This window comes from Paenarthrobacter sp. TE3676 (assembly GCF_056279165.1).
In genome coordinates this window covers 483,721-497,080 of the sequence record NZ_JBWBQU010000002.1, presented here as the reverse complement: position 1 = coordinate 497,080, position 13,360 = coordinate 483,721, and the positions used below count along the sequence as shown (strand labels likewise).

The window sequence follows — 13,360 nt, the reverse complement described above, 5'->3', positions numbered from 1 at the left end:
GGAATCCGTTCGCAGACAAACCTACGGCAGAGACGGGGAACCCAATTTAGGCCGCTTTCGAGCGTGCCTTGGGGTGAAGTCACGAAGCTTCCGCTGAACAGCGGGGGATAGTGGCCGGGTGACTCCCATCCGAATCCGACAGCTAACCTCGCAGGCATCGGGAGAGGCTCTTTCATGTCTTCACGCATTCTTCGCGGCCGTCGTAAGGCGGACAGCGTACGTCCTAATCCGTTCATCTCCATCTCGAAGGCAGTAGCCAGCAACGCTTCCGGCGCTGGCCGCCAGGCAGCTGTTATCGCAGCAGCCTCGGGCCTCGTTTTGACCGGCTCCATTGCTGCTCACGCAGCTGAGGCTCCGGTTCAGCGCGACTCCAGCCCCGCAACGGTCGCTGAGACCGTTTCAGAGGCACCCACCAAGGTTGTTACCGCCCTGGCGACGGCTACCGTCAACTTCGAGCGTCCGGCCGTTGCTTCCGTAGCAGCTCCGGTCATCGAAAAGCCGGCTCCCGTAGTTGAGGCCCCTGTGGTCCAGAAGGCAGCCGTCACCACTGCTGCTGCAACAGCTCCCGTCGCCGCCCAGGCTGCGGTTGCTGCTCCTGTTGCTGCCGCACCGGCTGCCCCTGCTCCTGTAGCTGCTGCTCCCGCCGTTGGCGGCGTCAACGCAGCCATGGTTGCCTCCGCTTACGCACAGATCGGCGTCTTCCAGGACTGCACCGCCATGGTCGAGAAGGCTCTCGGCTCCGCTGGCATCCCGGTAGGCGACCTCGGTCCCATGCAGTTCATGAACTACGGCAAGGTCGTTAGCGATCCCCAGCCCGGTGACATGATCGTCCAGTCCGGCCACGTTGCTATCTACATCGGCAACGGCCAGGCAATCAGCGGTGGCATCAACGGCAACCAGACGGGTATCCACCCGATCAGCTGGTTGACCGCAACGGGTCCCCTGACCTACGTACGCGCTGGCGCATAAAGCCTCACGCTTCAGTTCAAAGGCCGGTGCCTTCAAAGACTATTGTCTTTGGAGGCACCGGCCTTTGGCGTTAAGTTCTGTTTATTAATGTTCAGCGGGGAACGTTCGACGGCGGGTCGATAGTCGCGTGGGCGGCGGGGCCCGTGGGGGCACCTAGGCGTAGTGCCCCTAGGTGTAGTGCCCCTAGGCGAGGGCGACGCCCGGACCTGCGGGCAGGGCAACCTTTGAGGAGATGGCTTGGCCCACTGCCTTGGCTTGCCGCAGCACTTCCTTGGGAGACGGGGTGATGAGGTCCCCAACGCCCACCAGGTGCATCCCTACCGCCCGCATGGCGGCCGCGAAGTTCTGGCCAACGGCTATCCCAAGTTCGGCGAGCATGCGCCGCAACTGGCTTTGGGCACAGCGTGTGACTACTACGTGGTCTGCCAAGAGGACGCCGTGGGCCGTGTGGACTGCCCACTGGCGTGGAGTGGATTCGAGGGGGCCGGATACGTGGAGGCCTGTTCTGAGACCGGCCGTGGTCATGCTGGCCGCCAATCCGTACCCGATCTGCCGGGAGGGGTCTGACCCCAGGAAATCAAGGCGGACGGCACGGGTGGTGTTGCGAACGTCCAGTTGGTGGTTGGCGGCGTAGTTCCGAAGGTGTCGGAGGATTTCGTTGCGTTCTTGCATGGCTGCAGGATCGGCCACCTCGGTGCGTTGAAGCATGCCTGTGTGGACGGAAGGCCCTGCGGTGGACAGTGCACCAAACCCGTCTACGACGATGGAGCCCACGCCATAGCGGCTGAGCTCGCTGGCAACTGCCAAGCCGGACAGGCCGGCTCCGATGACCACGGTGGTGGTGCGCTCCGTGCCGGAATCAGGCGTGAGTGACACTGCTTGGTTCCTCCTTGACGTGTGTGCCTTACGGCATCGCGTGGGATCGCGTCCGAGTTCCCCAAGCGGCCGCAAATAAATGGCCGGAGTGTGTGGTGTGAGACACGTTTGCCGGCCATTCGGTGACTCGAACACTACCGAACTTTTTCGGCCATGGATAGCCTCCGCGACTGCGCGTTTTGTGTGTTCGTCCGCAGCGCAATGTGGGAGCCCGGGAACCGAGCCCGGACCGTTATGCACATAGCCCGATGTCGCCTTGATTCGGTACTGCTGACCGAGAATAGTTGGCCTTGGGAGGAGAAATTTCCCGGTTTCTCCTGCTCCGGCCATTGACAATGAAACAGTGAGGGAATCCGACGCGGAGAACCTCTGGCAGAATAGCCGGAACATCAAGCAGTAGGTGGAGAGGCAGGCCCCCATGGACCAGCACGGCAGACACAGTGAAGAGCCACAGGACGGCCAGGATCAAGCCGTGGAACCCGGTGGCATCGTGGTGGGAGTGGACGGTTCAGAGCATGGTCAATGTGCTTTGGTTTGGGCCGCGCGGGAGGCTGAACGTCGGCAACTTCCCTTGCATATCGTCACGGCTTACTCCGTGCCGATCTTTGCCGCGTCCGGGCTGGATGGCGGCTACGCAACAGTCGATGATTCCGTGATTCGCGAGGGCGCGGATGCGATTGTCCGGCAGGCCCTGGATAAGGTGTCCGGATATGCCATCGACGTCGACGCTTCTGTCGAGAACGGCGACGCCGCCGGTGTCCTGTTGGATCTTTCCAGCGAGGCCGCCCTCCTTGTTTTCGGCAGCCGGGGCCGCGGTGGATTCGTTGGGCGTTTACTTGGCTCGGTCAGCAGCGCCTTGCCCGCCCACGCCAAATGCCCCACGGTGACAGTCCCGCTCTACTGTGCCGACCGCCTTGGTGAAATCACTGAGGACAAACACATCAAGGCTGAACATGCCAAGGCAGGCCCACGTACTGTGGAAAACGTAGTTGCCGTAGGCGTGGACGGTTCCGAGCAGGCCCGTGTGGCCGTGCTCGAAGCTGCCGAGCAAGCACAGCGCATGGGTGCCAAACTCCGGGTGATTTGTGCTGTGCCGCAGTACAGCGGTTCCTTGGCATGGGTTCCGGCACCCTTGGACCGGGATGCCTTGTTTGCGGATATCAAAGTCCAGTTGGACGCCGGGGCTGATTGGCTCAGAAGCCACTTCCCTTCATTGCCCATGGAAACGGAACTCCGGGACGGTTCCCCGGTTGATGTTCTGGTGGAAACCAGCCGCAGCGTCGAGCTGGTGGTTCTGGGTACACGGGGCCGTGGCGGCTTCGCGGGGATGCTGTTGGGTTCTACATCGGACGGGGTCCTGCACCACTCCAAGGGGCCGGTGATGGTTGTTCCCGACCGTGAGGATCCCAGGCTCGCTGACCGCCACAAGTTTGGGCCTATGCTCGGCGCTGCCTAAGCCCTGAGCCTGTTAAGTCCATGGACAAGAAGCAGCCCGGGGAGCCGTCGCAGGATGCGGTACTGGTCCTGGACATCGCCGAAATTCGGGGAACCATGCTTCCCCGCGTCGGTGGCAAGGCCGCCAATCTGGGCGAGTTGGCCAGGGTCGGCCTGCCGGTTCCGCGCGGATTCTGCCTCACAACTGACGCATACCGGCGGGCTCTCTCGGGTGTGGGCCTGGAGTCTGTCTTTGCGGCTTTGGAGGAGGCCAGCGCCTCCGGGATGGACGCCTCCGGCATGGACCAGCTCAATGAGCTTGCCGCCCGCGCCCGGTCCTTGGTGCTCGACGCCGGGGTGCCCGATGTGATCGCCGAAGCCGTACGGTCTGCCTACGAAGATTTTGGGGACAACGTCCCTGTCGCGGTGAGGCCGTCGGCCACTGCAGAGGACTTGCCGTTCGCCAGCTTCGCCGGACAGCAGGACACCTTCCTGAACATCGTTGGCGTTGAATCGGTCCTTGATGCCGTGAGCCGCTGCTGGGCATCGCTCTGGACAGATCGTGCAGTGACCTACCGGACCACCAACGGGATCGACCACGGAACTGTGTCCCTCGCAGTGGTTGTGCAGGAGATGGTGAATGCCGTTACCGCGGGCGTCATGTTTACCGCCAACCCGGTGACGGGGAATCGCTATGAAACCGTCATTGATGCCAGTCCTGGCTTGGGGGAGGCCGTAGTTTCGGGCGCTGTGAATCCGGATCATTACGTTGTGGACGCCCATCGTGGCGCCATTGTGGAAAGGGCCGTGGGGGATAGGCAAGTGGAGATCCGTGCCAAGCCTGGCGGTGGCACGGAACGCTTGGAACGCCCCGGCCAGCCCGGGATCGAGGAACCGCAGCCCTGCCTTAGTGACCGTCAGGTCCTCGAGCTTGCCAAGCTGGGCCTTGAGGTTCAGGAGCATTACCGCGCTCCGCAAGACACCGAGTGGGCAATCGACGACGACGGAAAGTTGTGGCTTACGCAAGCTAGGCCCATCACCACGCTGTACCCGCAAACCACACGCACGCCCCCGGCCTCCGGCGAGCACGCGTTCCTGAACTTCAGCCTCGCACAGGGCCTCACCAGGCCTCTGACGCCCATGGGGTTGGCCGGTATCCGGCTGATTGCCTCAAGCGTTGCCAAGACGGCGGCTTTCGACGTTCCCGATCCCCGGTCAGGGCCGCCTGCCTACTACGAGGCCGGACAACGAATCTTCTTCGATTTCACCGCGGTGCTGCGAAGCCGGGTAGGCCGGACAATCGTGCCACGGGTTTTTGACGTCATGGAAGCGCGCTCCGCAGCCATCATGCGTGGGCTCTTCGACGACCCGCGCTTCGCTGTGACTATCAAGACACCCAGGAAAATGATCCGCCATGTCGCCCCGGTGGCGGCTAAGTACCGTGTCCCGGAGTCACTGTTCCGCGGTCTGTTCCGTCCAAGCACAGCAATGCGGCGTGTGGAGCGGCTCAACACGGAGTTACGCAGCACCTTCTCCGTCCCCAGTGGAGCCACACCCCACCAGCGGCTCGGCCACGTCCAGAGAATCCTGGGAGAGGAAGTGTTCGCCACGGTTCCGCAAGTGTTGCCCCTTCCTGCTCTCGGCTTCGCGATGCTGGCGATGGTGAGGCGGATTCTTGGTGACCAAGCGCCGTACAGCGAGCTGCAAACAGTAGTCCGTGGCCTACCTAACAACGTCACCACGGAGATGGACCTGGCTTTGTGGCAGGTCGCCTCTGAGATTCGTGAGGATCCGGCCGCCGTTGCTTCCATGGTTGGCCGAACGCCGGCAGAGCTGGCGGAACAGTATCGGGCAGCCAAGCTCCCGGCAGCTGCACAGACCGGTCTTGAGAGGTTCTTGGGGAATTATGGACACAGGGCGGTTGCAGAGATCGACCTTGGCATGCCCCGCTGGTCCGATGACCCTACGCACATACTCGGTGTCATAGCCAACTATTTGAGGCTCTCCGACGGCGCCGAAGCGCCCGACCAACAGTTCACGCAAGCAGCACTCGACGCCGATGAACAGGTAGCGCGTTTCGTGGCCCGCGCCAGGGCGAAGAGTCCGTTGCACGCGGTGATCGTGAGACTTGCTTTGGACCGAACACGGCGCTTCGCCGGGCTGCGGGAGTTGCCCAAGTACAACCTGGTTCTGGGACTGTCAGCCGCGAGGAAGCAGTTGTTCCTGATCGGGACCGAGCTTGTGGCAGCGCGTCGGATCGAACGTGTTGAGGACATTTTCTTCCTGGACCTGGACGACGTCGAGATCGCCTTGGCCGGAGACGACGTCCACGAGGTCGTTGCTGAACGTCGTGCTGCTTACCACCAGGAACTCCGCCGCAGGCACATTCCCAGGGTGTTGTTGTCTGACGGGACTGAACCTGAGGCTACGCCCGGACGGAACGAAGGCAAGCAGCGCCCCGGCACTTTGTCCGGCAGTCCGGCGTCGGCAGGTCTGGTGTCTGCTCCCGCGCGCGTCATCATGGATCCGGTTGGCGCCCACCTGGAACCGGGGGAAATCCTGGTGGCCCCGTCAACTGACCCTGGGTGGACGCCGCTGTTCCTCACTGCCGGAGGTCTGGTCATGGAGATGGGAGGAGCCAACTCGCATGGAGCTGTGGTGGCCCGTGAGTACGGTATACCTGCTGTGGTGGGCGTCCCCGACGCGACATCGCGCATCAGCACAGGCCAGCACATCACCGTGGACGGCGCTGCCGGAACCGTCAGCACCGAAAACTCCGGGCAATGAAATAGTTTCAGGCGTGCTGGTGTGACTCGTGCTCGGAGTGGCTCACCGGTTCCAACTGGAAAGTGCAATGCTCGGTGTCGAAGTGCAGGCCAAGGCAGGAGCCCAGCTGATCCAGGATGCTGTCCGCCCCGCTGGCGTTGAGGACCGCGTCCTCCACCACCACGTGCGCTGAGAACACGGGAACGCCGGATGTAATGGTCCAGATGTGGATGTCATGGGCATCAACCACACCGTCCACGGCAACGATGTGTTCCCGGATCATGTTCACATCAACGCCCTTGGGGGTGGCTTCCAAAAGCACATCCACAACATCCCGCAGCAGATGCCAGGCCCTCGGAATGATCATGAGGGCAATCAGCACGGACGCCAGTGGGTCGGCGGCGCTGAATCCCGTGGTCATGATCACTACGGCCGCCACAATGACGGCAATGGAGCCAAGGAGGTCACCGAGGACTTCAAGGTAGGCGCCGCGGACATTGAGGCTTTCCTTCTGCGCACCTTGGAGGATCAGTAAGGAAACGAGGTTGGCCACAGCACCCAGAATGGCGGCCCACAGCATGACGTCCGTTTGGATTTCGGTTGGCTCGCCAAAGCGGCGAATGGCTTCGATCATGATCACCACGGCGATGACGATCAGGATCAGGGCGTTGGCCAAGGCAGCCAGAACCTCGGCCCTTTGGTAGCCGTAGGTTCGCTGGTCGCTCGCGGGCCGGGTGGCAATCCACGCCGCCATCAGGGCAATGAACACACCTGCCGCGTCGGAGAGCATGTGTCCGGCATCGGCCAGCAGGGCCAAGGACCCGGACACGACGGCGCCAATCACCTGGATGCCCACCACACCTAAGGTGATGGCGAGGACGGCAATAAGCCGTTTCCGGTGCTTGCCGGTTGCTGTGACTCCGTGGGAGTGGTTGTGGTCGTGCCCCATGCTTATAAGGCTAGCCCCAGCCGAGCTCATGCAAGCGGTCGTCGTCTATTCCGAAGTGATGCGCGATCTCGTGGACCACCGTGATGGCCACCTCATCAATGACTTCTTCGCGGGTGCTGCAGATGTTCAGGATGGGTTGGCGGAAGATCGTGATCCGGTCAGGCAGGGAGCCTGCCTCCCACCAGGAATCGCGTTCAGTCAGCGGAACTCCCTCGTAGAGTCCCAACAGCACGGCGTCCGGATCTTCGCCTGGCTGCGGCGTGTAGTCGTCCTCGATAAAGATCGCCACGTTATCCATGGCGCTCGCCGCTTTGGGCGGGATCAACTGCAAGGCGTCGCTCACGGCTTCTTCAAAATCTTCGGGCGACATCTCGTAAGGCCCCGAAACATGGGCCTCTTCCACCGGGGCATGCTCAAGAGGACTGTGCACCGCATTCCGTTCGCGTAGCGGCGATGAAGGGCGCTCGCCGTCGGGAACTATCGGCAGGCCGGGAGGGAGATTCGCGGGCATGATTCGACTTTAGTCCGCTTGGGCATCATTGGCTCCGTGCGTGATGGGAGATACTGAACTCAATCCTCCTTTCGACAGACACAGGAACCGCATGACCGGCACCGCTTCCCACGCACCTGAGCCCCTCGACGTCGTCGTTGTGGGTGAGGCTTTGATCGACATCGTCCAGTCGGCTGACGGGCAGAAGGAGTACCCGGGAGGATCGCCGGCCAACGTCGCTTACGGCTTGGGCCTGTTGGACGTGAAAACGGGCCTGCTGACGGCCATTGGCCGGGACGAGCGGGGCGATGCCATCGCCGCGCATCTGCAGCGCGCAGGTGTGGTCCTGCTGCCCGGATCCATGTCGGCAGGAAAAACCGCGACGGCGACCGCCCGGATAACTGCCGACGGTTCGGCCGATTACACCTTCGACATTGACTGGGCACTGGCTCCACTTGCCCTGCCCTACGCGCCGAGGATCCTGCACACCGGCTCCATCGCGACGTTCCTGGAGCCGGGCGCAAGTGTTGTGAGGAGTTTGCTGGAGCAGGCGCAGGGCGGATGCATGGTCACGTACGACCCCAATATCCGCCCCGATCTCCTGGGAAGCCACCACGAGGCCCTGTCCCTGTTCGAAGAGATGGTGCCGCTGACCGACGTCGTAAAAATGAGTGGCTCGGACGCCCGCTGGCTGTACCCCGGCAAGTCGTTGGAGGACACTGCAAACCACCTCTTGGCCTTAGGTACGGGGCTTGCTGTGGTGACTCAAGGGGTCAAGGGAGCGCTCATGGCAACCAAGCACATCCACATCAATGTCCCGGCCGTCCCGGCTACCGTCGCCGACACCATCGGCGCAGGTGATTCCTTCACGGCTGCGCTCATCATGGGGCTGCTCTTGCGGGGCAGCGATGGTTTGGCGCCTACTGTGTTGGAACGGATCGGGACCATCGCATCCATGGCCGCCTCAATTGCTGTTGGCCGCTCCGGCGCCAACCCTCCCACGCACCGTGAACTTCTGGTGGGCATGGCCCGTTAGTGGCGGAGTTGGCGGGTCCGGCGCCGGGTCAAACCGACGCCGACCAGGCAGATGACGCCGCCGATCAGTCCCCAGATGGTTGGTACTTCCTGAAGCACCGCCCAGGAAATCAAAATGGTGGTGCCTGGAACAAGGTACGTCGTGGCAGCCAGCTTTCCGGCCGAGATCAGGGATAGCGCGTAGGCCCACGTGGTGAATGCGATGGCCGTCGGGAAGATCCCCAAGTAGACCAGGCCGAGCGTGGCGGGGAGCGGCGCCGCTTGGACTTCGGAGATGAGCTGACCGGTCCACGGCAAGCAGCAGATCGCGCCCACCATGATGCCGAACCATGTCGCTTGGCCTGCTGTGAACTTCCGGAGCACGGGTTTCTGCAGGATTGCGCTCACCGAGGCGAGTACAGCGGCAAGCAAGCACAACAGCACACCGGCCACGTCCGCCGTCGAACGCTGTCCGGAACCCAAAGCGATCATCGCAACGCCGCAGAACGCGACTCCGCTGCCGATCAGAAGCCAGCGTGGGAAGCCCTCTTTGAGGAAGACACCGGCAAGGATGGCGATGAGGATGGGCGAGACGTTGATGAGCATGGCGCTGGTGCCGGCGTCGAGCATGTGCTCCGCGGCGTTCAGCGCAACGTTGTAGCCGCCGAACCACATCACCCCGTATGCCACGATAGGCAACCACTCGCGGCCGCTCGGCCAGACCTTCAGCGTCGGCAGCACCACGATTCCAAGCACGACGGCGGCAACCGCCAACCGTCCGAGCGTCAAGGAACCGGGGGAGAAGCTGGGGCCGACTGCGCGGATGCCCACGAAAGCCGAAGCCCATAGGACGACAGTGATGATGACGGCCGCGATGCCGAGCTTGCTGATGATTGCGCCCGGCGCGGGGGTGGTGCGCGGGGGCAAATCCGGGGAAGGCTGGCCGGGTTCGGCCGGGGTGGTGGTTGTCATAGGGCAAATCTATCCGTCGGGGGCCGGGCGCGGCTGGCGGTTTCCGGACGCGTCAGGACAAGATCCCGCCAATGTTCGGCTGGCACCCTCGATGGGGCCCTTCGAGGGCCCAGATCTGTGGTCCGGGACACCATGCAGACCTCGATTTGGGAATATCGCCATCTATGCTCTAAAGTTTTAGAGTCCAGTTCGGACGAGCGAGACACGGAAAGAACGCGTAAAGCGTCGCTTTTCTTTGCGAAACCCGAATTGAGTTCAGGCCCCCATCGTCTAGCGGCCTAGGACACCGCCCTTTCACGGCGGCGGCACGGGTTCGAATCCCGTTGGGGGTACGCAAGGAAGTGGTAAACCGGATGAAAAAAGTCTGGTAAGCTAGAAGCCTTGAAAAAAACGCGGTAGAGATACTGCAAACGCAAGGCCCTGTAGCGCAGTTGGTTAGCGCGCCGCCCTGTCACGGCGGAGGTCGCGGGTTCAAGTCCCGTCAGGGTCGCTCTGAGCGCCGAAGAAATTCGGTTCTCAAGGTGACGTGTCACCTAGGCTCTGTAGCTCAGTTGGTAGAGCGTTCGACTGAAAATCGAAAGGTCACCGGATCGACGCCGGTCGGAGCCACCACTGGGAAGCATCAGTTCTTCGGAACTGGTGCTTTTCTTCTTTAACGCGGCTGGCACGGCGGGGCCCGGCCGCCATGTCCGTAAGAGGATCGACTGGTGGTGCAGAGCCTTTGACTCTGCCTAACCGTTGAGTTCTTCGATCCCCGGAGTGGAGTTTGTTCATGAATTCGCGGCTCCGTTCGATCAGCTGCGGAGCGTCGTCGGAAAGGCTGTAGCCCTTCTTCTGCCAGTCCTCGATGCCCCCGGGACAACGGTGAACGAGGTGGCATGCCTCGGATAGGCGGGCCGCCCTCGATCATTGACCAACAACGGTCGAGACCAGCCATAGGAGACACCCAACGATGGCTATCATGACGACGGCAATCCACGGCCACACCGTGACACCACTATGTGAGGTGAGCCAACATCTTCTCGCGCTGCCGGGTCAGCGTTTTAGCTTGAGCTTCCAGTTCGGCGGCTCGCCCTGTTAGGTGTGACCGCAACTCGGCGCACATCTCCAGCTGTGGTGCACTACCGCGGGCGCATGGAAGGTACTGGCGGACCGCGTCGGAGTCGAAGCCGGCGGCGAACAGACCCTGTATCTGGCTGACGATGAGGGGAGCATCCTGGGCATAGACGCGGTATCCATTGCAGGCCCGCTCCGGGACGAGCAAGCCTTGCTCCTCGTAGTAACGAAGCGCACGCCGACTGACTCCCGTACGCTCTGACAGCTCCCCAATCAGCAAACCTGCGCCCCCTTCCGCTGACGATGTTTGACCCTCACGCTGACGTGACCCCTTAAGGTTCCATGCTATGAACATAACAACCACGCCCGCTACGTTTCATTCCCTCCGACGTGTCCTCGTCGTCCACGGATACGCTGCCGCACCGGATGCGCACTGGTTTCCCTGGCTCCGCGACTCACTCCAGACCACTGGCATCGGCGCAGCTGTCGTGACTCTCCCTACTCCCGATGCTCCCAAAGCCGCAGCATGGACGGATGCAGCCGCGGAAGCGATCGGAATACCCGATGCAGGAACATGGATCGTGGCTCACTCCCTGGGAGGCATAACGGTGCTGCGCGCACTTGCAACGTTGACGGAGCCATGGCAACTCGGCGGACTCATCCTCGTCTCCGGTTTCACCGGAGCACTGAAGTCACTGCCAGTGCTGGACGAATACCTCAGCACTGATATCGACGCGGAACGCATCGCAAAAAACATAGGCATACGTGCCATGGTCCGCTCGGACGCAGACGCCTTCGTGCCAGCGGCAGCATCCGACAAGCTTGCACAACGGCTCAACGCGGAACTGCACATACAGCCCGGCGCCGGCCATTTCCTCACCGAAGATGGAGTGTCCGACCTCCCACTTGTGCTGGAGCTTATGCAGCGGTAGAACGCGATTCCCGCCCAAATCAGCGGAGAGAGGCTGCGTCTGTTTCAGAGGAACCGTCCCGTACCCGGTTCCCCTTATGGGCCTGAAGCTGTGCCCGTTTAGGGATCCCTCACCGTGCACTTGGAGCGTCTCTTGGGCCGCCGTCTTGCGGGTGGTGGGATAGAGCTGCAGCGCCGTAGGGACGATTGAGAGCTTGCAGCTCCGCCTGGAGTTCCTTCCAGCGGGTTGGGGCTGACAGGAAGTTTCAAGATACTCGTTACACTTTCGACGTTGCCGGACATTAATGGGTATGAGCTTTCAAACAGTCCGGAAGGATAGAGCGGAATTGGAGCGGGAAAAGCGTTTTTTGCTTGCGCATGCGGCCGCCCACGACCGGATCTACCACTATCTCCGCCGGCGAACTGAGAATGCAGCAACTGCCGAGGACCTGTGTGCAGAGGTTTTTCGGATCGCTTGGGAGAAAACGACTAACAGTGAGTCCCTATCAGTGATGGTTCTCTTCGGTGTGGCCCGTAACGTGCTCCGCAACCATGACAGGTCGTCCGTCCGCGCTGCAAAGCTCATTGGAGAACTCCGGCCGCCGAAGCAACATGGAGACACAGAGGACCTTCCCTGGGAGTCTCCAATCCAGGACGCCCTGCACCGCTTGAACCCGGAAGACCGCGAAGTTCTGCTCCTGACGTACTGGGACGGCTTCAACTCCAGGGAAATATCCGACCTACTGAATACCAGTGCTACGGCAATCAGAATGCGTCTGCATCGAGCCCGTAAAGCACTGGCCCACCTATTAGAAACAGAGGGGGCAGAATCATGAACCAGAAAATCTTGGACGAGCGCCTACGACGCTATCTGGCCGCAGCTGATCCAGCATCTCGTATCACGGAGCAGGAATTGGCTGCGAGCAGGGAGCGCACCCTCAACATCCGGACAACGGAGGTAAATTCTTCTGGCGAAATGTCCGTGGTCAACAGCCCGGAGCAGTTATCGACCGCCGTCTCGTTATCAGATAAGCGACAACAGCGGAGACGGAAGTGGGTTACCTCGGTAGCTGCAGCAGCCGTTCTAGCCACGCTTGTTGTCGGTGACATCGTAGGACTTGCCGGTTGGCGAGGAGGTGCCACCGCTGAAGCTGCTGAAGTTCTCAATACGGCTGCAGAAACGGCCATTACCAGCACCGACCCTACCGTGAAGCCAGGTCAGTATCTAAGGATCAAAAGTATCAACGTCTGGTCAACCGAGACGTGGACTGAGGACGGTTCCCAGTACCAGTGGCTGGACACAGAAAAAATGGATATGTATATCCCGGCTGACCAAAACGCTGAATGGGTGTGGCTACGTTCCGGGCGGTTTCCTACAACCTTTTTTGATGAGAAGGCACGAAAGTACGTCCAGGAACAGGGCATCCAAGCGCATCCCGAGACGCTACGGGCGCCCAAGGGGGAGTTCTATGGCCAACCGGGCGGCACACTCACAACGGATATGTCTGCCTTCCCCCGGGATCCGTACCGGCTGCTGAACCATATCTACATACGAACACTGGGTGCAGGACAGTCAGTTGATGGAGAGGCCTTGGTCTTCATCGCTGATCTCCTGCGAACTGGCCGCGTCCCCGCGGATCTGCGGGCCGCACTATACAAAGCGGCGGCCATGATTCCCGGGGTGACAATCATGGAAGGGCAAGCAAACCTCGACGGACGAACAGGTGTGGCCATCGGTCGGACAGAAGGCACTCTTATGAGACAAGAGATCATCATCGATCCGAAAACAGGCCAGCTAATCGGGGAGCGCCAAGTCCTCACAAAAGAAAATGGCCTCATGCCTTCAGGCACAGCCATCTCGTGGACCTCGGTGGAAACCTCCGTGTCAGACGCGGCTCCCTAAGCAGAAGGACACACCGGGCCT

The 13,360-nt window shown here is 61.5% G+C and carries 12 protein-coding genes, 3 tRNA genes and 1 riboswitch; of the genes, 10 read left to right on the top strand and 5 right to left on the bottom strand.

Features of this window, described 5'->3' with window-relative positions:
* The first annotated feature begins 3 nt into the window (after positions 1-3).
* Positions 4-171, top strand: a riboswitch (cyclic di-AMP (ydaO/yuaA leader).
* A 3-nt stretch (positions 172-174) separates the two neighbouring features.
* Positions 175-969, top strand: a complete 795-nt coding sequence (locus ACZ881_RS06215; RefSeq protein ID WP_091464833.1) for an NlpC/P60 family protein — start codon at positions 175-177, stop codon at positions 967-969.
* Between the two features lie 183 nt (positions 970-1,152).
* On the opposite strand, the gene ACZ881_RS06210 is transcribed toward ACZ881_RS06215, so the two are convergent.
* On the bottom strand, positions 1,153-1,845 hold the full coding sequence (locus ACZ881_RS06210) for an FAD-binding protein (protein ID WP_476113347.1): 693 nt from the start codon (positions 1,843-1,845) through the stop codon (positions 1,153-1,155).
* Between the two features lie 418 nt (positions 1,846-2,263).
* On the opposite strand from ACZ881_RS06210, the gene ACZ881_RS06205 reads away from it, so the two are divergent.
* The gene (locus ACZ881_RS06205; protein ID WP_476113344.1) at positions 2,264-3,301 is read left to right on the top strand and encodes a universal stress protein; all 1,038 of its coding nucleotides are present in this window, start codon (positions 2,264-2,266) and stop codon (positions 3,299-3,301) included.
* A gap of 20 nt (positions 3,302-3,321) precedes the next feature.
* Positions 3,322-6,066: a PEP/pyruvate-binding domain-containing protein gene (locus tag ACZ881_RS06200; RefSeq protein WP_476113342.1), complete on the top strand. Its 2,745-nt coding sequence runs from the start codon at positions 3,322-3,324 to the stop codon at positions 6,064-6,066.
* Between the two features lie 7 nt (positions 6,067-6,073).
* Here the strand turns inward: ACZ881_RS06200 and ACZ881_RS06195 are convergent, their stop codons facing one another.
* Positions 6,074-6,994: a cation diffusion facilitator family transporter gene (locus ACZ881_RS06195; protein WP_476113340.1), complete on the bottom strand. Its 921-nt coding sequence runs from the start codon at positions 6,992-6,994 to the stop codon at positions 6,074-6,076.
* A gap of 10 nt (positions 6,995-7,004) precedes the next feature.
* Positions 7,005-7,505 (bottom strand): metallopeptidase family protein, encoded by a 501-nt coding sequence (locus ACZ881_RS06190; RefSeq protein WP_091464841.1) that lies wholly within the window; start codon positions 7,503-7,505, stop codon positions 7,005-7,007.
* A 91-nt stretch (positions 7,506-7,596) separates the two neighbouring features.
* Between ACZ881_RS06190 and ACZ881_RS06185 the strand changes: the two genes are divergently transcribed.
* Positions 7,597-8,520, top strand: coding sequence for a carbohydrate kinase family protein (locus tag ACZ881_RS06185; protein ID WP_476113337.1), 924 nt, complete (start codon positions 7,597-7,599; stop codon positions 8,518-8,520).
* On the opposite strand, the gene ACZ881_RS06180 is transcribed toward ACZ881_RS06185, so the two are convergent.
* The gene (locus tag ACZ881_RS06180) at positions 8,517-9,470 is read right to left on the bottom strand and encodes a DMT family transporter (protein WP_476113335.1); all 954 of its coding nucleotides are present in this window, start codon (positions 9,468-9,470) and stop codon (positions 8,517-8,519) included. The two genes, ACZ881_RS06185 and ACZ881_RS06180, sit on opposite strands and share 4 nt — an antisense overlap.
* Before the next feature lie 259 nt (positions 9,471-9,729).
* Here ACZ881_RS06180 and ACZ881_RS06175 point away from each other — a divergent pair.
* The 3 genes from ACZ881_RS06175 to ACZ881_RS06165 all read left to right on the top strand — a co-directional run bounded on the left by ACZ881_RS06175 (position 9,730) and on the right by ACZ881_RS06165 (position 10,082).
* A tRNA-Glu gene (locus ACZ881_RS06175) sits at positions 9,730-9,802 on the top strand.
* Between the two features lie 84 nt (positions 9,803-9,886).
* Positions 9,887-9,960: transfer RNA gene (locus tag ACZ881_RS06170), tRNA-Asp, on the top strand.
* A 46-nt stretch (positions 9,961-10,006) separates the two neighbouring features.
* A tRNA-Phe gene (locus tag ACZ881_RS06165) sits at positions 10,007-10,082 on the top strand.
* A gap of 385 nt (positions 10,083-10,467) precedes the next feature.
* On the opposite strand, the gene ACZ881_RS06160 is transcribed toward ACZ881_RS06165, so the two are convergent.
* Positions 10,468-10,806: a MerR family transcriptional regulator gene (locus ACZ881_RS06160; RefSeq protein ID WP_178993486.1), complete on the bottom strand. Its 339-nt coding sequence runs from the start codon at positions 10,804-10,806 to the stop codon at positions 10,468-10,470.
* Between the two features lie 67 nt (positions 10,807-10,873).
* Between ACZ881_RS06160 and ACZ881_RS06155 the strand changes: the two genes are divergently transcribed.
* From ACZ881_RS06155 to ACZ881_RS06145, 3 genes are all read left to right on the top strand, one after another.
* Positions 10,874-11,458 (top strand): RBBP9/YdeN family alpha/beta hydrolase, encoded by a 585-nt coding sequence (locus ACZ881_RS06155; protein ID WP_476113333.1) that lies wholly within the window; start codon positions 10,874-10,876, stop codon positions 11,456-11,458.
* A 283-nt stretch (positions 11,459-11,741) separates the two neighbouring features.
* On the top strand, positions 11,742-12,272 hold the full coding sequence (locus tag ACZ881_RS06150; protein ID WP_476113331.1) for an RNA polymerase sigma factor: 531 nt from the start codon (positions 11,742-11,744) through the stop codon (positions 12,270-12,272).
* The gene (locus ACZ881_RS06145) at positions 12,269-13,339 is read left to right on the top strand and encodes a CU044_5270 family protein (RefSeq protein WP_476113329.1); all 1,071 of its coding nucleotides are present in this window, start codon (positions 12,269-12,271) and stop codon (positions 13,337-13,339) included. The genes ACZ881_RS06150 and ACZ881_RS06145 overlap by 4 nt, the downstream gene beginning before the upstream one ends.
* Positions 13,340-13,360: the final 21 nt, after the last annotated feature.